This is a genomic window from Rhodococcus sp. IEGM 27 (genome assembly GCF_033142305.1).
GTDB classification, from domain to species: Bacteria; Actinomycetota; Actinomycetes; order Mycobacteriales; family Mycobacteriaceae; genus Rhodococcus_F; species Rhodococcus_F oxybenzonivorans.
In genome coordinates this window covers 102,253-120,221 of record NZ_JAWLSG010000008.1, presented here as the reverse complement: position 1 = coordinate 120,221, position 17,969 = coordinate 102,253, and the positions used below count along the sequence as shown (strand labels likewise).

The 17,969-nt window shown below is 67.0% G+C and carries 19 protein-coding genes and 1 pseudogene; 14 read left to right on the top strand and 6 right to left on the bottom strand.

The annotated features are described in order from the left end of the window. Nucleotides 1–4: 4 nt before the first annotated feature. A complete protein-coding gene (locus tag R4P95_RS25185) occupies nucleotides 5–376 on the bottom strand; it encodes a cupredoxin domain-containing protein (protein ID WP_213577188.1) in 372 nt (123 codons plus the stop codon). Between the two features lie 53 nt (nucleotides 377–429). On the opposite strand from R4P95_RS25185, the gene R4P95_RS25180 reads away from it, so the two are divergent. From R4P95_RS25180 to tsaD, 6 genes are read left to right on the top strand one after another with little or no spacing between them, the layout of a single operon-like run. Continuing rightward, on the top strand, nucleotides 430–1,911 hold the full coding sequence (locus R4P95_RS25180; protein ID WP_317746911.1) for an NAD(P)H-hydrate dehydratase: 1,482 nt from the start codon (nucleotides 430–432) through the stop codon (nucleotides 1,909–1,911). 17 nt (nucleotides 1,912–1,928) lie between these two features. Further along, nucleotides 1,929–3,128, top strand: a complete 1,200-nt coding sequence (gene alr, locus R4P95_RS25175; RefSeq protein ID WP_213577190.1) for an alanine racemase — start codon at nucleotides 1,929–1,931, stop codon at nucleotides 3,126–3,128. Nucleotides 3,129–3,133: 5 nt separating this feature from the next. Next, nucleotides 3,134–3,622 carry a tRNA (adenosine(37)-N6)-threonylcarbamoyltransferase complex ATPase subunit type 1 TsaE gene (gene tsaE, locus R4P95_RS25170; RefSeq protein ID WP_317746910.1) on the top strand — a complete coding sequence of 163 codons (489 nt, stop codon included), beginning with the start codon at nucleotides 3,134–3,136 and terminating at the stop codon, nucleotides 3,620–3,622. 50 nt (nucleotides 3,623–3,672) lie between these two features. Continuing rightward, nucleotides 3,673–4,332: a tRNA (adenosine(37)-N6)-threonylcarbamoyltransferase complex dimerization subunit type 1 TsaB gene (gene tsaB / locus R4P95_RS25165; RefSeq protein WP_213577192.1), complete on the top strand. Its 660-nt coding sequence runs from the start codon at nucleotides 3,673–3,675 to the stop codon at nucleotides 4,330–4,332. Then, nucleotides 4,329–4,808, top strand: coding sequence for a ribosomal protein S18-alanine N-acetyltransferase (gene rimI, locus R4P95_RS25160; protein WP_159925677.1), 480 nt, complete (start codon nucleotides 4,329–4,331; stop codon nucleotides 4,806–4,808). Before tsaB ends, rimI begins: the two co-directional genes overlap by 4 nt. After that, entirely contained in the window at nucleotides 4,805–5,842 is a 1,038-nt protein-coding gene (gene tsaD, locus R4P95_RS25155) for a tRNA (adenosine(37)-N6)-threonylcarbamoyltransferase complex transferase subunit TsaD (protein WP_317746909.1), read from the top strand. Before rimI ends, tsaD begins: the two co-directional genes overlap by 4 nt. On the opposite strand, the gene R4P95_RS25150 is transcribed toward tsaD, so the two are convergent. Continuing rightward, entirely contained in the window at nucleotides 5,835–7,400 is a 1,566-nt protein-coding gene (locus tag R4P95_RS25150; RefSeq protein WP_213577194.1) for an Hsp70 family protein, read from the bottom strand. The two genes, tsaD and R4P95_RS25150, sit on opposite strands and share 8 nt — an antisense overlap. Before the next feature lie 206 nt (nucleotides 7,401–7,606). Here R4P95_RS25150 and R4P95_RS25145 point away from each other — a divergent pair, with 206 nt between their 5' ends. Continuing rightward, on the top strand, nucleotides 7,607–8,140 hold the full coding sequence (locus R4P95_RS25145; protein ID WP_317746908.1) for a potassium channel family protein: 534 nt from the start codon (nucleotides 7,607–7,609) through the stop codon (nucleotides 8,138–8,140). Here the strand turns inward: R4P95_RS25145 and R4P95_RS25140 are convergent, their stop codons facing one another. Beyond that, nucleotides 8,141–9,859: a TIGR03767 family metallophosphoesterase gene (locus R4P95_RS25140; protein ID WP_317746907.1), complete on the bottom strand. Its 1,719-nt coding sequence runs from the start codon at nucleotides 9,857–9,859 to the stop codon at nucleotides 8,141–8,143. Nucleotides 9,860–10,088: 229 nt separating this feature from the next. On the opposite strand from R4P95_RS25140, the gene groES reads away from it, so the two are divergent. Both groES and groL read left to right on the top strand, forming a co-directional pair. Next, nucleotides 10,089–10,388, top strand: coding sequence for a co-chaperone GroES (groES, locus tag R4P95_RS25135; RefSeq protein ID WP_003940763.1), 300 nt, complete (start codon nucleotides 10,089–10,091; stop codon nucleotides 10,386–10,388). A gap of 93 nt (nucleotides 10,389–10,481) precedes the next feature. Further along, nucleotides 10,482–12,092, top strand: a complete 1,611-nt coding sequence (gene groL / locus R4P95_RS25130; RefSeq protein WP_109331503.1) for a chaperonin GroEL — start codon at nucleotides 10,482–10,484, stop codon at nucleotides 12,090–12,092. A 117-nt stretch (nucleotides 12,093–12,209) separates the two neighbouring features. On the opposite strand, the gene R4P95_RS25125 is transcribed toward groL, so the two are convergent. The 3 genes from R4P95_RS25125 to R4P95_RS25115 form a co-directional block, all read right to left on the bottom strand. Next, a complete protein-coding gene (locus R4P95_RS25125) occupies nucleotides 12,210–12,941 on the bottom strand; it encodes an anti-sigma factor (RefSeq protein ID WP_317746906.1) in 732 nt (243 codons plus the stop codon). A 1-nt stretch (nucleotide 12,942) separates the two neighbouring features. Further along, nucleotides 12,943–13,611, bottom strand: coding sequence for a sigma-70 family RNA polymerase sigma factor (locus R4P95_RS25120; protein WP_213577198.1), 669 nt, complete (start codon nucleotides 13,609–13,611; stop codon nucleotides 12,943–12,945). 132 nt (nucleotides 13,612–13,743) lie between these two features. Further along, nucleotides 13,744–14,037, bottom strand: a complete 294-nt coding sequence (locus R4P95_RS25115) for a WhiB family transcriptional regulator (RefSeq protein WP_005239766.1) — start codon at nucleotides 14,035–14,037, stop codon at nucleotides 13,744–13,746. 305 nt (nucleotides 14,038–14,342) lie between these two features. Here R4P95_RS25115 and R4P95_RS25110 point away from each other — a divergent pair. From R4P95_RS25110 to R4P95_RS25090, 5 genes and pseudogenes are all read left to right on the top strand, one after another. Further along, nucleotides 14,343–14,480 (top strand): annotated as a pseudogene (locus tag R4P95_RS25110) (MerR family transcriptional regulator); the annotation flags it as partial. Between the two features lie 207 nt (nucleotides 14,481–14,687). Continuing rightward, on the top strand, nucleotides 14,688–15,296 hold the full coding sequence (locus R4P95_RS25105; protein ID WP_317746956.1) for a transcriptional regulator: 609 nt from the start codon (nucleotides 14,688–14,690) through the stop codon (nucleotides 15,294–15,296). 57 nt (nucleotides 15,297–15,353) lie between these two features. Then, the gene (locus R4P95_RS25100; RefSeq protein ID WP_249354523.1) at nucleotides 15,354–16,208 is read left to right on the top strand and encodes a hypothetical protein; all 855 of its coding nucleotides are present in this window, start codon (nucleotides 15,354–15,356) and stop codon (nucleotides 16,206–16,208) included. 148 nt (nucleotides 16,209–16,356) lie between these two features. Beyond that, complete coding sequence (locus R4P95_RS25095) at nucleotides 16,357–16,935, top strand: sigma-70 family RNA polymerase sigma factor (protein ID WP_109331498.1); 579 nt, start codon at nucleotides 16,357–16,359, stop codon at nucleotides 16,933–16,935. After that, nucleotides 16,919–17,932 (top strand): anti-sigma-D factor RsdA, encoded by a 1,014-nt coding sequence (locus tag R4P95_RS25090; protein ID WP_213577199.1) that lies wholly within the window; start codon nucleotides 16,919–16,921, stop codon nucleotides 17,930–17,932. The genes R4P95_RS25095 and R4P95_RS25090 overlap by 17 nt, the downstream gene beginning before the upstream one ends. Nucleotides 17,933–17,969 lie beyond the last annotated feature (37 nt).

Below are 17,969 nucleotides of genomic sequence, written 5' to 3'. Positions count from 1 at the left end.
CCGCTCAGGTGACGACGATGGTGCCGCGCATGTCGGGGTGCAGGGAACAGGTGTACTCGTAGGTTCCGGGCTCGGTGAAGTTGTAGGTGAAGCTGCCCGTCTGCATCAGGGGACTGCGCAGTACGCCCTTCGCCTCACCGACGCCCGCCACGTCGTGGGTGACGCCGCGATCGTCGAATTTCCAGGTGACAGTCTCACCTACCCGGACCGTGAGCCGGGCGGGCGAAAAGGCCATGCCGGCGACCTCGACGACCGGACCGCTGGGCTGCTCGTTCACCCCGGCGGATTCCGAACTGCAGCCGGCGATCGCACTCGCGGCCGAAATGCTTGCGGCCAGAGCGACTCCGACGATCCGGGACCTTGCACGTTCACGCATGCCGTCGAGCGTAGTCTTGCCTCGGTACCGACCGTTCCGGACGAGGAGTGCCCATGCGGGGCTACTACACCCCTGACGAGATCCGAGCGGCCGAGGCGCCGCTGCTGACATCCCTTCCCGACGGCGCTCTGATGCGACGCGCAGCGCACGGACTCGCGGGCGTGGTGGTGGCGGAGTTGCGCGCGCGGACCGGGGGAGTCGCCGGGCGGGCCGTGCTGCTGCTGGTCGGTTCCGGGGACAACGGAGGCGACGCGCTCTGGGCCGGCACCTTCTTGCGCAAGCGCGGAGTCGCGGTCACCGCCGTGCTGCTGAAACCCGAGAAGGCGCATCGGGGCGGTCTGGCGGCCTTCCGGCGAGCAGGCGGACGAACAGCCCGCGCGATCGAAGATGTCGGCACGCCCGACCTGGTGATCGACGGGATCGTCGGGATATCCGGGAGGGGAGCCCTGCGCCCTGACGCGGCGACTCTGGTCGCGTCCATGGAGGCGCCGATCATTGCTGCGGACCTGCCCAGCGGGGTGGACCCGGTGACGGGTGCCGTCGAGGGGCCCGCGGTACGGGCGGCGGTCACCGTGGCGTTCGGTGCGCTGAAACCGGTACATGTCCTGGCTGCAGCACAGTGCGGGCGCGTCGAGTTGATACCCATCGGGTTGACGCTCGGTGATGCCGGGATCACGTCGCTCGATGCGACCGAAGTGGGAGGGGCCTGGCCGGTGCCCGGTCCGCACGACGACAAGTATTCGCAGGGCGTCGTGGGCGTGGTCGCCGGGAGTGGGCAGTATCCGGGCGCGGGAGTGTTGTGCACCGGGGCCGCCGTCTCGGCCACGTCCGGCTTGGTCCGCTACGCAGGTCCGGGCGCGTCGGAGGTGCTGGCTCACTGGCCGGAGGTGATCGCGACGACGGACGTCGCGAAAGCGGGACGGGTCCAGGCGTGGGTGGTGGGTCCCGGTATGGGCACCGACGATGCGGCACGTCGCACCCTGCGGACCGTGCTGGACACCGACGTTCCCGTCCTCGTTGATGCGGACGGTCTCACCCTGCTGGCCGAGGACCCCGGTCTGGTGCGCTCCCGGTCGGCGCCCACCCTCCTTACCCCGCATGCAGGTGAGTTCACACGCATCACCGGAAGTGATCCCGGATCGGACAGAGTCGCGGCCGCCCGGTCGCTGGCGGCGGAGTGGGGGACGTACATCCTCCTCAAGGGCCGCGCCACGGTGATCGCGGCGCCGGGTGGGCAGGTATTCGTCAACGAGGCGGGCGGTTCCTGGTCGGCCACGGCGGGTGCCGGGGACGTTCTGGCGGGCATTGTGGGTGCCTTGCTGGCCGCGGGGACAGTCCCGGACCGGGCGGCTGCGATGGGGGCGCGCGCGCACTCGCTCGCGGCGAACGTGGCGGCTCGCGGTGGCCGGGGAGATCTCGCAGCGGGACGCGGGACGGCACCGATCTCCGCAGGAAATCTGCTCGCTCATCTGAGGGAGTCGATCAGAGTTCTCCGTGCAGGTGTGTCACCCGAGGAAACGGCGATCCATCGGTGAATGGCAGGATCGGAGGCATGACGCTTGCCGAAGCAGTACCGTCGGACGAACACGGCCGGGTCGAGCCCGCCGATTCCGCCCACGCGACGCCGGCCCCGCAGGCCGAAGCAGTGGTCGATCTGGACGCTATTGCGCACAACGTCGGAATTTTGCGCGAGAAAGCCGGCGACGCGGCAGTGATGGCCGTTGTCAAAGCGGATGGTTACAACCACGGCGCCGTCCCCGTGGCGCGCGCGGCGCTCGCGGCCGGTGCGGCGGAACTCGGCGTGACAACGGTCTCGGAGGCCCTCACGTTGCGCCGGGCAGGTATCGGCGCACCGATCCTCGCCTGGCTGCACACCGTCGACGCGGACTTCGCCCCCGCTATTCGAGCGGACGTCGAGCTCGGGGTGTCGTCACCGCGGCACCTCGCCTCCGTCGTGGCTGCGGCACGGGAGGTAGGCACCCCGGCGACCGTGACGATCAAGGTCGACACCGGATTGAACCGCAATGGCGTCGCGCCCGACGAGTTGGCGCAGGTTCTCATCGACTTGGCGCGTGCACAGGCCGAGGGTGCGGTACGGCTCCGAGGCATCTTCTCGCATCTCGCTCACGCCGACGAGCCGCATCATGCGGTGATCGACGCCCAGTGTCACCGGCTGTCGAGCGCGGTGGCCGACGCCAAACGCCACGGCCTGGTTCCCGAGGTGGTGCACCTGTCCAACTCCGCGGCCACTCTCACGCGCCCGGATCTTCGTTTCGACATGGTGCGCCCCGGCATTGCGATCTACGGATTGTCGCCAGCCCCCGAACTCGGCGAATTCGGGCTGCGTCCTGCGATGACTCTGCGTTCGCGTGTCGCGCTGGTGAAAAAGGTGGCTGCAGGTGAGGGCGTGTCCTACGGCCATCAGTGGATAGCGCCGCGGAACACAGTGGTGGCGCTGTTGCCGTTCGGGTACGCCGATGGGCTTCCCCGTTCGCTCAGCGGACGATTCGAAGTCCTGCTCGGTTCGGAGCGTCGGCCGGGCATCGGACGGGTGTGCATGGACCAGGTCGTCGTGGATCTCGGACCGGACGGCGGCGGCGTCCGCGAGGGCGACACCGCTGTCTTCTTCGGCAACGGCGATCACGGTGAACCACACGCCCAGGAGTGGGCGGACAAGCTCGATACCATCCATTACGAGGTGGTGACCGGAGTGCGTGGGCGTACCGTGCGGACCTATGTCGGTGGGCGGTAGTTATCGTGTCGGCCGAAAATAGAGTGCTGGCGGTGAGCGGGACCGTGGTGTTGCCGACAGCCGCCGACACCGAAAGATTCGGGCGTGATCTCGCCCGGGGATTGGCACCCGGGGATTTGATCATCCTCGACGGACCTCTCGGTGCGGGAAAGACCGCACTCACGAAGGGGATTGCCGCCGGTCTCGGTGTGCAGGGGAGAGTGACTTCGCCCACATTCGTCATCGCCCGGGAGCATCGTCCGGGGGTGCGTCCCGGCGGCGGGACTCCGGTGGGCATGGTGCACGTGGATGCCTACCGTCTGGGAGGCAGCGGTCCGCACGCCTTTGACGAACTCGACGCCCTCGACCTCGACACCGACCTGGCCGAAGCGGTGGTCGTGGTCGAGTGGGGTGAGGGCATCGTCGAGCAGTTGGCCGACCGGCATCTCCGGGTGCGCTTGAGCCGCGAGCCCGAGTCGGATGTGCGCACCGCCGAGTGGGAGTGGATTTCCTGACGGGTCCGGGGGGCGGGAGCCGTGCTGACGTGCGAGTACCCTCAGATACCGTGCTTGTTCTCGCCATCGATACGTCCACACCCGCCGTGACCGCCGGAGTCGTCCGGTTCTCGGCAGGATCCGCGCCCACTGACGCGGTGGACACGCTCGCGGTGCGCGTGACGGTCAACCCGCGCGCCCACGCCGAGGTCCTCACGCCGCACATCCTCGAGTGCATTACCGAGTCGGGTCACAGGCCGGCTGATCTCGACGCGATCGTCGTCGGGGTAGGCCCGGGACCGTTCACCGGCCTCCGGGTCGGAATGGCTACCGCAGCGGCTTTCGGTGATGCCCTGGGCACACCGGTGTACGGAGTCTGCAGCCTCGACGCGATCGCCGCGCAGGTGCACGACGAGCGGAACCTCCTCGTCGTCACCGATGCGCGCCGCCGTGAAGTCTACTGGGCCCGCTACTCGGCGGGCCGGCGGGTGGAAGGGCCCGGCGTGATCAAGCCCCGCGAGCTCGAGCCGATGCCGTCGGAGGCGGTGGCGGGGTCGCCGTCGCACGTCGACTTCTTCGATCTCCCGGTCGAACCCGTCGAAACACCCTCGCCCGCAGGACTGGTCGAGGCTGCTGCGTCGGTGCTGGCCGGTGGGGACGTGCCGGAGCCGCTCGTTCCGCTCTATCTGCGACGACCGGATGCGGTCGAATTGGCGGATCGCCCGAAGTGACGTTCTCCATCGAACCCATGGTCGCCGCGGATGCCGAGCGGTGCGCCGAGCTCGAGCGCCTGCTGTTTGCGGGCGACGGACCTTGGAGCGCAGCTGCTTTCCGTGCCGAGCTGGCTGCGCCGCACGTGCGGTACGTGGTGGCGCGCACCGACACCGGCCGGGTGGTGGGATATGCCGGACTGGCCCTGCTGGGCAATCCTTCACATCCCGAAGCGGAGGTGCACACGATCGGGACCGACCCGCAGTACATGCGCCGGGGGATCGGCGGAGCGCTTCTGGCCGAACTTCTCCGACTGGCCGATGCGCGGGGCGGACCGGTTTTTCTAGAAGTGCGGACCGACAACGACGCGGCGATCGCACTGTATCGACGTGAAGGATTCGACATCGTGGGAACCCGAAAGCAGTACTACCAACCGAGCGGCGCGGACGCGTACACCATGCGTCGCGCCGGAGCGGGTGAGGAGCCGGTGCAATGATCGTCATGGGTATCGAAAGTTCGTGTGACGAAACCGGAGTCGGTATCGTCCGGTGGAACGGTGAAGGTACGTGCGAGCTCCTCGCCGACGAGGTGGCCTCGAGCGTCGATCAGCACGCCCGCTACGGCGGGGTGGTGCCCGAAGTCGCGTCCCGCGCGCATCTGGAAGCTATCGTCCCGACGATGCGGCGTGCGCTCGCCGCAGCGGACATCAGCAAGCCGGACGCACTCGCCGTCACCATCGGTCCAGGACTCGCCGGGGCGCTGCTGGTCGGTGTCGCCGCCGCGAAAGCGTACGCGGCCGCCTGGGACATTCCGTTCTACGCGGTGAACCACCTCGGTGGCCATGTTGCGGTGGATACCCTGGAACACGGACCGATGCCGTCGTGCGTCGCGTTGCTGGTGTCGGGCGGACACACTCACCTCCTGCATGTCGAGGATCTCGCGAAGCCGATCACCGAGCTCGGCACGACCGTGGACGACGCGGCGGGAGAGGCGTTCGACAAGGTGGCCCGCCTCCTCGGACTCGGATTTCCCGGCGGCCCCGCACTGGACGCCGCAGCTCGAGAAGGCGATCGGGACGCGATTCCCTTCCCCCGCGGGATGACCGGGCCGAGGGACGCGCGGCACGACTTTTCCTTCTCCGGCTTGAAAACCGCGGTTGCGCGGTACGTCGAAGCCAAGGAGCGTGCCGGCGAGGCCTATTCGATCCCCGACATCGCCGCCAGCTTCCAGGAAGCCGTAGCCGACGTCCTTACGATGAAGGCGGTACGCGCCGCCCGCGACACGGGCGTGGACACGCTGGTACTCGGCGGCGGTGCCACCGCGAACTCACGCATCCGCTCGCTCGCCGAGGAACGGTGCGCCGAAGCCGGTCTCACGCTGCGCGTGCCGAAACCGCGGTTGTGCACCGACAACGGGGTCATGATCGCTTCGCTGGGAGCACACATCGTCGCGGGGGGTGCAGCGCCGTCATTGCTCACCGTGGCGAGCGATCCTGGCCTCTCGGTGGCGACCAGTCAAGTATTCACCTGAACGGGAAGACACTCGGGGGTGCGAAGGCGGGAGTCGGCGCCACGGGCATCGGCGCCGGAACCACCGCGATTCCCTCTTCGGCGTCACCGATAGGCGGCAGCGGCGCGGGCGCGCCTTCCGGCGGCGGTGGCAGTGGCGCACGCTCAGCGGGCGGTGCGCTCTCTCCAGGCAAGGGTGCGACAGGGCTCGGTTGATCCGGGGTCGACTCCCCGGGAACCTGCGGCCACAGGGGAGGAATAGCCGGCCATTCTATGTGCGGCCAATCCGGTTGAGTGGGATCGGTCGGAGGCCGGGGCGTCGGCGCGGGAGTGGTGGTCGGCGCCGGTGGTGTCGTGGTGGGAGGCGTTGTGCTCGTCGTGGAGTCGGGCATCCGGACAGAGCTTCGATCCCACCCCTGAGACGACGACGTAGTCGGCACACCCTGCTCCGGGGTGAAGTCCGACGTCGGTGTGGGATCGTACGACGGAATTCGCGTAGCAGCCGGTGTGTCCGTACCGGGCGCGTGCTGCTGCGACGTGTGGAAGGTGTCGCTCCCGGCGGGCGCGACATTGGGGTCGGGTGCCGGCGCGAGTTCACGTACCCCGTATCCCAGTACCAGTCCGCCCACCACCAACGCGCCGACGAGTGCGCCGGACACCTTGGCCGTCGAACTCGGCCGCGTCGACTCCGTGGGCGGGTACAGCTCGATCGCATTGGATACGGCAAGGAGTGCTGCGCCTTTGGCGGTGGCGGTTTCCGGTTCGGGGACGGCGACGACACGGGCAGTGAAGGCCCTGCGTACAGCTGCCCGCAACGCGGGAATGTTCGCTCCGCCCCCGACCAGCGCGATGGCCTCCGGTGCGCGTGGTGAGTCCGCAACGGTGGATCGGACGAACTCGACAGCGACCCGAATCACCGGTGCCGCGAAGTCTTCGAAGGCGCTGCGACTGATCCGGATCGGCGCCATGCCCCGGAACTCGACGTCGACCGTGGCATTCAGGTCGGTCGACAGCTGCTCCTTCGCGACGCGGCAACGCTCCGAGAGCAGTTCGCGATCGAGGTGCCGCAGGTGGTGGGGGGTGGCGAGATTGGCGACGGCGTACTCGAACACGAGGTCGTCGATCACGCTGCCACTCACCTGGGCGGTGCGGTCGGCGTGCAGCACGGTGCCGTCGACCTGATCGACCACCGAGACCGACAAACCGGACTCGCCGAAGTCGACGATGGCGACCGTCGCGTGCTGGGCAATTTCACCGGTGTGGCGTAGGTACGTGAGGGTGGCAGCGGCTTCCGGCACGACGTGCACACGATGCCGCTGCCTGCTGACGGCACTGCGAATCGAATGGGCCTGTTCCGGAGTGCGGTACGTGACGGCGAATGCGTCGGGGGTCGTGGGGTCGGCAGGCACCTGGGTGGTCATGAGGGAGATAGAGGAACGGACGAGGTCACCGAGGTCGGTGTGAGCCTCGTCGGCCGACAGGTATCGGAACTCGACGCTCTGCGAACCGTTGGAGTCGGTGGTGACGAGGGCGGAACCGACTCCGGCAGCACCCGTGGACATGCCCAAGGACATATTCATTCCACACCCCCTCCCACATTGTCGCGTCGTGCCCTGCTGTCTTTCCCGGAACGCCCTCCATGAGAAGCATCCCTGCCCCATGAATCGGCGACCGTTACCCGAACGTTACAGAAATCTGGTGGCTTTCGCTCTCGAGTTTCGACCCAACGAGACGAGGATGGCGCTCGATATCCGGTCCCACCTGCGCAGTTGTCCGGAGGAATTTCATGGGAAATGCCAGCGAGTTTCGCAACCTCGACCCGCGCGATCGTCGGCGGCTGCTGCGCCGCGGGCTCGTGCGCCCGGTCGCGACGGTTGCGCTCTGCGGCGTGAGCTACTTCGTGCTCCCGTGGACCTCGGTCGACGGCATCTCCACGGTCACGCTCCTCGTGGGGGGGCTGCTGGTCGTGCTGCTGGTCGCCGTGTGGCAGATCCGGCAGATTCTGCGGTCCGACGTGCCCACGCTGCAGGCCATCGAGGCGCTGGCACTGATTCTTCCCGTCTATCTGCTCGGCTACGCCGTGGGATACAGCCTGATGTCCCAGAGTTACCCGACATACTTTTCCGAACCGCTCAGCCGGATGGATGCGCTCTACTTCTCATTGACGGTGTTTTCGACCGTGGGCTTCGGGGACATCACGGCGACGACCGATCCGTCCCGCGCTGTCGTCAGTGTCCAGATCATCGGGAACCTGATTCTCATCGGCGTCGGCATCCGCGTGGTGGCGGCAGCCGTCGGTTGGGCCCGTGGACGGAAGTGACTAACGACCCGACGACAGCAACAGTTCGACGTTGTGGTCGACGGAAGCGCCCAGCCGGACGGGGTCGGTGTGAATGTCGTTGAAGGACAGCTCCCGATACAGAGAGGCGAGTCCGAGCGGGGACAGGTCCGTGTAGTCGACCGAGTACGGGCTGTCGGCTTCGAACAAGGTGGTGAGGATCGACACTGTGCCGTCGGCGTTGTCGACCACTTCGAGGATTCGCCCGTGCTGCGGAAAGTCGATGTGCGATGCGGTATTGACCTCCCAGAACGACTGTTCCGGTGTGGGTCCGGCCCAGGGAGTGATCCGGTTCTCGTGGGTGTGTCCGTTGACCCAGGCGAGCACGTTCGGGAAGCGATGGAGCAGGCTCACCAATTGTGCGGCCGGAATTCGGGGTTCGGTCGGATTGGCCGGGTCCGGGACGAGGTTGTCCATGGTGGTGCTCGTGTGATGGCTGAAGAGGACGAACCAGGTGTCCGAACGCGACTGCGACACGAGGGCGCCCGCGGAGTCGTAGTAGACGCTGCTGCCGGCGAGTAACGTGTCCTCGATCCAGCGGAACTGGGCGGCGCCCAATGAGCCGTCCACGAAACCGGCGTGATTGGTGGAATCCATGCTGATACCGACCACACCGGGAGCGATGTCGAAGGCGTAGTAGCCGATTCCCGTATCACCCGCGTCGGGAGCGAACCCGTGGCCTACCGGCCCGGGGCCGGTGTTGGCCGGATCCAGATGGGCCGCGATGAACTGGCGTGGTGTGAACGGGGCTCGCGTCGGATCGGGGGTGACCACCCGCGGTGGCGTCGTGAAGGCGGAGAGGACGCCGGCGATGGCGCCGGGGTCGTACTTCGTCGCGATGTCGACCGCCTTCGCCTGCTCGGGCGATCCCGGAACCTCGAACTTCAGTGAACCGGTGTACATCGCGTCGAGCGGTGGGATACCGCTGGGCACAGTGCCTTCGACGGAGTCTTCGTGATTCCCGAAGACGCAGTACCACGGCGTGCGGAGTCCGGGGCTGGTGACGGGGTCGATCGCGGCTCCGAGCAGGCCGGGGATTTCGGGGAAGCCGGCTTTCTTGTACATGTCCTGGATCGGGGACTCCGGGTTCCAGTACAGATCCGCACCCGAATTCTGCACGCCCTCGTAGCGGTCGGGCGCACCGGTGTTGGGGACGATGGTGCCACCGTTGAGGGCGGTGAGAAACCAGCTCAACTCGGCGAACTCTTTGTTGTCGGTGTTGTCGCCGGTGCTCACGACCGCGTCGAACGGCCGCTGGGTGTGGGGGCCGGCGGCGAGAGCGTTGACGCGGTGAACGAGGGCGACCACCCCGTGCGCCGTGAGGGTTTCCTGCGGACGGAACGCGGAACCTGTGAAGGGATGGACGTATTCGAACCGCACCGGGGACTGGGCATCGACGAGGTGGACGTCGGTGAGCTGCACCAGCGACGCGAGCGCGGTGCGGCGGTCTTCGCGGCCGTTCCGGGCCTCGGCGAGTTCGGTGCGCACGATCGTGGGCCAACCCGCACCCGCGCCGAGCTTGCGGTATCCGGACGTTCCCAGCGGGACGGCTGTCGCTTCGAGTGTGGTGCCCGCTCCTGAGGTGGGAAGGGGGGCGGCGCCTGCGTACTGCAGTCCCCACGGACGTCCGCTGATGCCCACCGCTCCGATGGCGCCGAGTCCGGCAATCGTGAGGAAGGTACGCCGGTTCATGTCAGACACCAGACGACCTTAGGTGACAACCCGTCCGGAGGGTGGGATTCCGCTGAGCGCGATCAGCCGGGGGCTCCTCCTTGAGCGTTGGCACTCTCACGTATAGAGTGCCAAGTGGCGCCGATCGAGCTCCGGCACCCGCGACGACGGGGCTGTGTGAAGTGCCGTAAACGGAACACTCAAACAGGTGTCCGAGGATGTTCCTCGGACCCAGATACCCCAAAGTGGAGGGCTCATCGTGGCGAGCGTCAACATCAAGCCGCTCGAGGACAAGATCCTCGTCCAGGCCAACGAGGCTGAGACGACGACTGCCTCCGGCCTGGTCATCCCCGACACGGCCAAGGAGAAGCCCCAGGAGGGCACCGTCGTCGCAGTCGGCGAAGGCCGCGTCAACGAGCAGGGCAACCGCATCCCGGTCGACGTCAAGGAGGGTGACACCGTCATCTACTCCAAGTACGGCGGAACCGAGATCAAGTACGCCGGTCAGGAATACCTGATCCTGTCGGCACGCGACGTGCTGGCTGTCGTCTCCAAGTAAGGCCATACGTGATCCGCCCCGGAGTCCCTACAGGATCCCGGGGCGGAGTGCGTTCACGCGCAGAACCCTGAAATCCAGGAGAAGACGGAACACATGTCCAAGCAGATTGAGTTCAACGAGACCGCACGCCGGTCTCTCGAGCGCGGGGTCGACAAGCTGGCCGACGCGGTCAAGGTGACCTTGGGTCCGCGTGGCCGCCACGTAGTACTGGCGAAGGCCTTCGGCGGCCCCACCGTCACCAACGACGGCGTCAGCATCGCGCGGGAGATCGACCTCGAGGATCCCTTCGAGAACCTCGGCGCGCAGCTGGTCAAGAGCGTCGCCACCAAGACCAATGACGTCGCGGGTGACGGCACCACCACCGCCACCGTGCTGGCTCAGGCCATCGTTCGCGGCGGTCTGAAGAACATTGCGGCAGGCGCCAACCCGATGGCACTCGGAGTCGGCATCAACGCCGCCGCCGAGAAGGTCGTCGAGGCGCTGCTCGCGGCCGCCACCCCGGTCGAGGGTAAGAAGTCCATCGCCCAGGTCGCCACGGTTTCCTCGCGTGACGAAGAGATCGGCGAACTGGTCGGCGAGGCGCTCACTCGCGTGGGCACGGACGGTGTCGTGACGGTGGAGGAATCCTCCAGCCTCGCAACCGAGCTCGTGATCACCGAAGGCGTCCAGTTCGACAAGGGTTACCTGTCGCCGTATTTCGTGACCGATCTCGACGCGCAGAAAGCCGTGTACGAGGACGCCCTCGTACTGCTCTACCGCGAGAAGATCAGCTCACTTCCCGACTTCCTGCCGTTGCTGGAGAAGGTTGCCGAGAGCGGCAAGCCGCTTCTCATCATCGCCGAGGACGTCGAGGGCGAGGTTCTCTCGACCCTGGTGGTCAACTCCATCCGGAAGACGATCAAGGCCGTCGCGGTGAAGGCGCCGTTCTTCGGTGACCGTCGCAAGGCGTTCCTCGACGACCTCGCCATCGTCACCGGCGGTACGGTCATCAACTCCGAGGTCGGGCTGAGCCTCAAGGAGGCCGGACTGGACCTCCTCGGCAGTGCCCGTCGCGTTGTGGTCAGCAAGGACGAGACCACGATCGTCGACGGCGCCGGCACCGACGCCGACATCAAGGGCCGCGTCGCGCAGCTGCGCCGGGAGATCGAGAACACCGACTCCGACTGGGATCGCGAGAAGCTCGAAGAGCGTCTGGCGAAGCTGGCCGGCGGTGTCGCGGTCATCAAGGTGGGTGCCGCAACCGAGACGGACCTCAAGGAACGCAAGTTCCGCGTCGAGGATGCCGTCAACGCCGCCAAGGCTGCTGTCGCCGAGGGCATCGTTCCCGGTGGCGGATCAGCCCTCGTGCAGGCGAGCACCGAGCTGGTCGACAACCTCGGTCTGACCGGTGACGAGGCCACGGGCGTCAAGGTCGTGCGCGAAGCGCTGCAGGCGCCCCTGTTCTGGATCGCCAGCAACGCCGGTCTCGACGGTTCCGTCGTCACCAGCAAGGTCGCCGAGCAGCCCAAGGGGCACGGCTTCAACGCCGCGACCCTCACCTACGGTGACCTGCTCGCTGACGGTGTCGTCGACCCCGTCAAGGTCACCCGCTCCGCTGTCGTGAACGCGGCGTCGGTGGCACGGATGATCCTCACGACCGAGAGCGCTGTGGTCGAGAAGCCCGAAGAAGAGCAGGAGCAGACCGGTCACGGACACAGCCACTGAGGCGGTAGCCGCGAACCGATCGATGTCTTCATCTTTCGGCCGAACGAAACCCCCGTGCGGATTTCCCGCGCGGGGGTTTCGTCGTGTCGCGGCCGTATTCCCGCTGACCCTGTTCGCTCAGCTCAGCGTGAGCACGGCGAACGGATTCGACGTCGGCTGTGGTGAGCCACCGGGCGGCTCGATGGTGAAGGCCAGCTTCGTCATCGGTCCGATGTCGTCGAGGACGACGGTGGTGGTCGGCAGGACGTCGTCGGGGGTCATGGTTCCGGCGGGGACCGGTGCGTCGCCGGACTCGGGCAGTAGCCACATCTGATACACGCTGTCGGCGGCGGGCGGGACGACATCGTTCATGACGAGCACGGCGGCATCCTCGGACTTCGAGTAGCTGGCCGTGGCGGAGCCGCCCCCGGGAATGGGAGTGCTCGACGACTGCATGTCCGCTGCCTGGAGTACCTGCTCGGCTACCGTCGGGTCGGGGCCTTCCGTGAGTTGCCGGGCGATGACGGTTCCGCCTGCGAGTATTCCGACCGCAGCGGCGGCTGCCACCGCAATCCGCCAACGATGCCGGCGGTTGCGGTGGTGGTCGAGGTGGACGGGCGCATAGGTGTCGGCCTGTGCGTCCTGTCCGATCTGTTCGAGCAACCGGGCCCGCAGCTGGGGTGGCGGGGCGACGGCGCCCACCTCGCTGACCACGGCGAGGGATTCGCGAATTGCCCGTACCTCGACGGCGAACGCGACTCGGGTGTCCTCGTCGGCGACGGCGACCCGGGCGTCGAGTTCGCGGCGTTCCTGGTCGTCGAGCGCGTCCAGTGCGTATGGATAGGCCATGCCCAGAAGGTCTTCGTTCATCTCACAGACCTCCCAGGCATCCACGAAGACGTGTCAACCCGTCACGTATACGGGTCTTCACCGTGGACAGGGCTACGCCCAGGTGAGCGGCGACCTCTCGATAGGTGCGTCCGTCGTAATACGCCATCGCGACCGATTCGCGTTGGGTGGCAGTGAGAGTGTCGAGGCACGCGAGTACCGATTGATGCTCGAGCCGGCGGGTGACCTCTTCGGTGACGTGATCGAACGGCCCCGCAACAGAGGTGCTCTCGTAGAGCGCCTGACGGTCGGTACCCGCCTGTTCGGACCGCACACGGTCGACCGCCCGGCGGTGGGCGAGCGTCATCAGCCAGGACATCACCGAGCCGCGGCTCGGGTCGAAATTCGACGCGGTGTTCCATGCCTGAAGGAACACTTCCTGGGTGGTCTCCTCGGCGTATCCGGGGTCGCGCAGCACGCGCAGGACCAGTCCGTGGACGCGGGCGCTCGTGCGGTCGTAGAGCTCCGCGAAGGCCTCGGCATCACCGCGCGCAACGCGGACCATCGCGTCACGAAGTTCCGCGTTGTCGGTGGCACGCACTGCAGCGGCATCGGCAGAGCCCACCGGGCACAGATCTTCGGCCGGTGAGATGCCCTCGTTGTGGGTCACGAACGCTCGTCTCGCTTCATCGAGCACCACGGTAGCGTGCATGTCCGGTCATCTCCTCCAGCCGGTAGGCATTCGGAGACGGCATCGATGTGGATGGGTGATCGGGCCGGGTGCGTGATGCACGGAACCCCCCGTCCGTGGACGAGGGGTTCCGGGGTCGGTCCGCCCGGCGCGTCAGACCGCGATACGCCCGCGGCGGTGCCGCGCATGCATTTCACGCTCGGTCTCGGACATTCCGCCCCAGATTCCGTACGGCTCGGACACGCTCAGCGCATGGTTTCGGCATTGCGCGAGGACGGGGCAGCGGCGGCACATCTCCTTGGCGCGGGTCTCCCGCTGTGCTCGCGCCCGCCCACGCTCGCCGTCGGGATGGAAGAACATCGAGGAGTCGACTCCGCGGCACAGTCCGTGCATCTGCCAATCCCAGATATCGGCGTTCGGACCGGGGAGGTGGTTGGGTGCAGGCATATGGACTCCTTAGCTGCAAGCTCGCCTCGGGCGGCGAGCGGACCGTGGGCTCGATGTTCAAGCCGCTAATCTTTCACGTCGCTAACCGTAGAGTCGTTTCGGAAATCGCGTCAATAGTTGTTCACAGTGGGAATTTACATATCCCACAAACTGAAAGTTAACCTGGAAAATATTTACATTCCGGCCGGTCCGTGATTCGGTTTCGGGTTGAAAGACCATGGGTCACAGGTAACGATGGCGACGTGTCCCAGTCAGCGGAGTCCGACGCTCAGCACGCTCCCGATCCTGTCGGCAGCGAGCCGACGATGGCGGTATCCGCCCTGGCCAGACGGCTTGGCGTGGCGCCGTCGACACTGCGCACCTGGGACCGTCGTTATGGGATCGGGCCGTCCGCGCATGCTCACGGCAGTCACCGCCGATACACACCGCGGGATGTGGCTCGACTGGAGTGTATGCAGCAAGCGCTCGACGAGGGGGCGAGCCCGGCCGAGGCTGCGAGATATGCGATTAACGCAATAGCTACATATTCGTCGAATTCGGAACCGACGAGTTCTCCGCAAATTCTGGGTGACAACTCTGTAAACGAAGGCAAAACAAACTCGTCGCACTTTTCGGCCACGATTTCCGTCCTCGAAGACGCCGAGCCTGCGGTGCGGAATCTGTCGAGGGCCTTGATCGCTCGCGACATCGTCACGATCCGCCGCATCGTTTCCCGCGCCGCCGCCGAGCGCGGATTGCCTGCCGTGTGGGAGACCGTGCTCGTCCCGGTCCTCGACTGGGCGAACGAGGGGCGGAACTCGGACGCGGCCGCAGTGAACTGTCGTGCCTTCGTCGAATGCGTGACGGGCATGCTGTCGACGATGACACTCGACGCCCCGATCGCCGTCGGCGGACGGGTGCTGCTCGTGGACGTCCCCACCGGCCTCGACTTTCGACGGCCGTCAATCGCGCACGACCTCGGGTTCCGCGCGCTCGGCGCCGCGCTGGCCACGGCGTCGGTCGACGTCCGCACCTCGAGGCCGGTGGGCCGCACCGCCCTACTCGCGTCCGTGACGAACGCAGAACCGGACGTGATCGTGCTCTGGCTGCCGGCGGGAGACTGTGACGTGGCATCTCTCTCGCGCGCCATCCGACGTCGCCGCAGTGGACTTGCATTGCTGGCGGCCGGACCCGGGGCCGCAGCGGCACATCTGCCCCGGTCGGTGAAGTCGGTCGGGAATCTGGGTGACGCCGTCGATGCCGTCACCGCACTCATCTGACCAGCCCCGGCGCAGTGGTGACATGAAGCTGCGGCGCAGCGGTGACAGGATGCGGTCGTGCCCGCCACTAGTCGCCACATCGACATCACCCGGATCTTGACCGGCGCGGCGTTCGGCGCCGATCCGGGACGGCACCCGCTACCGACGTCCACGCGACCCGTGGAGCGGTGGATGCGGGCGGTGGCGCTGGGTGGTCAAGGCCGTTACAGCAGGGCGCGGGCGGAGCTCACGGACATCACCCGCGACCGGCAGGCCGGTCCGGCGGTCGCATCCCTGGCCTGGAGCACGCAAGCCTCGTTGTTACGGCAGCTGGGGGACCACCGGGCCGCGTCCGGTCTCGACGGCCGGGCGCTCGCCCTGATCGGCAGCGGACCGGCCGACCCCGCGGCGGGGAGTGCGCTCGAGCTGGCGGCACGGTGCGATGCGCTCACCGGGCTCGCCGCCGACGCATTGGGATGCGGACGCCTGGCCCTGGGATGGCGTCTACTCGATCGCTGTGGACAGCACCTCGGAGGGGAAGGTGCGGATACGGACGACACCGGGAATCTCTGGCGACAGCACGTCCGGTTGCATTGGGTGAGCGCCGAACTCTTCCTGGCGGGCGCCGACTTCTCGTCGGCGCGCCGCCACGCCGTGGACGCGGCAGAAATTTCGGCGCACGTCGGTTCGGTCCGCCACCACCTGAAATCCCAACTGCTCCGTAGCGCATCGATGACAGGGGAATCCGATTCCGGACCGGCTGCGCACCTCGCCGCCGAAGTACTCGAGGGATGTGAACAACACGGTCTGATACCCCTGAAGTGGGCCGCTGCCATGTTGCTCGCCGGCGTGACCGGCGATCCGCGCGCACAGCAGGCACGCGAAGAGTGTGAGGAGATCGTCGCGGGCCGCGGCGGACACTTCCGGCGGTGATGGTCCTGGTCGGACGTCCAGGGGCGCTTCCGGGCGAATCCGGGCGAATACCGCTCGGTCCGCACCGTTACCCTTTAAGTGTTCCGCTGAGAGCGGGAGCACACCCATCGGGGGAGGTGCCACTGTAACGCCAGGATATTCACGGACGATGACTAATACGAGCGAGGAGTTGGACTCCGCTGTCGCCGCTGCAACGCAGGGCGACCGGGCCGCTTTAGCTCTGGTCCTGGAAAACATTCGGCCCCTGGTTGTGCGCTACTGCAGAGCCAGGGTCGGTGCTGCGGAGAGGGGACAACTCTCCGCGGATGACGTGGCACAGGAAGTGTGCCTCGCTGTGATGACCGCCTTACCTCGCTACGAGGACCAGGGACGGCCTTTCATGGCATTCGTCTACGGGATCGCCGCACACAAGGTCGCAGATGCGCATCGGAACTCCGCACGTAACAAATCGGAACCGGTCGCCGAAGTACCAGATGTCGTAGCCAACGATGACGGACCCGAACAGAGGGCGCTCGACTCGGAAGCGAGCAGGCAGATGAACGATCTGCTCAGCACGCTGCCGGAGAAGCACCGGGAGATCTTGATCCTCCGCCTCGTGGTCGGAATGTCGGCAGAGGAGACGGCTGCGGCCGTGGGTAGTACCGCGGGAGCTGTCCGCGTAGCTCAACACCGAGCTATCGCGAAACTGAAAAAAGAAGTGACAAAGGCAGGTGAGAGGTTTGGCTAGGGGAAACAAGCGGATCGGCAATCCCGATGCCGATCTCCCAGGCGGCGACGCACCAGTGGACGTTGCGGCAGTGCGCCGTGACGATGCACTGATCGACGCAATCGCCGGTGGTGGTCCTGTTGCGACGGATTCGCCGGAGCAATACGAGCTGGCACTCCTGCTCGCGAATTGGCGTGCAGACATCGTCGCGACACCGATGCCGGACGGGCCGCTGCTCGACGACGTCATCGCGGCCATGGACGAGGCGGATGCTCGCGAAGCCCGGAGCGCCGCTCGCGGCAAGTTGCGTCTACTACGGCCGATCGCGGGCGCTGCCGCAGCGATCGCCGTCGTGATGGGCGGCGCCACCATTTTCTCCTACAACGCCGAACCGGGCGATCCGCTGTGGAGCGTCAAATCGGTGGTCTTCAGCCAGCAGGCCGATTCGACGGTGGCGCAGATCGACACCACGTCACAGCTGCAGGAAGCCGAGCGCATGCTCGCGACCGGCGACGCCGAGTCCGTCAAGAACCTCCTCGACAACGCGGCCGACCGGGCCGGCGGTATCCGCGATGCCGACCAGCGGCGCGAACTCGAGGTCTGGCGTGCGAAGCTCGCAGCCCAGCTGGCCGAGATTGCACCCACCACGACCGCGCAGGCGCCCGCGCCCGGTACGACCACGACGGACGCGCCCGCTCAGACCACTGAGCTACCGACGTCGCTGCCAGGACTGCCGGGCACCACGTTGCCGGGCGTCGAACCGCAGCCAGGAACTACTCTGCCGAGCACCGACCTCCAGTTGCCGGGACTCCCCCCGATTCCGTTGCCGCAGTTGCCTCAACTGCCGCAGACCGAGCCTCCGCCGCCCTCCACGGTCGATCCGACGATCATGTTGGTTCCCACACAGCCGACGGACGATCTCCCGACCTTTGAGCCGCCGACGCAGCAACAGCAGCAGTCGACGGTGCCCTTGCCCACCACGACCACCGTTCCGGTGCCTCCGCCCCCCACCAGCTGACATGGTGCGCCGTTACCGGCGCACACAACTGTGGCCC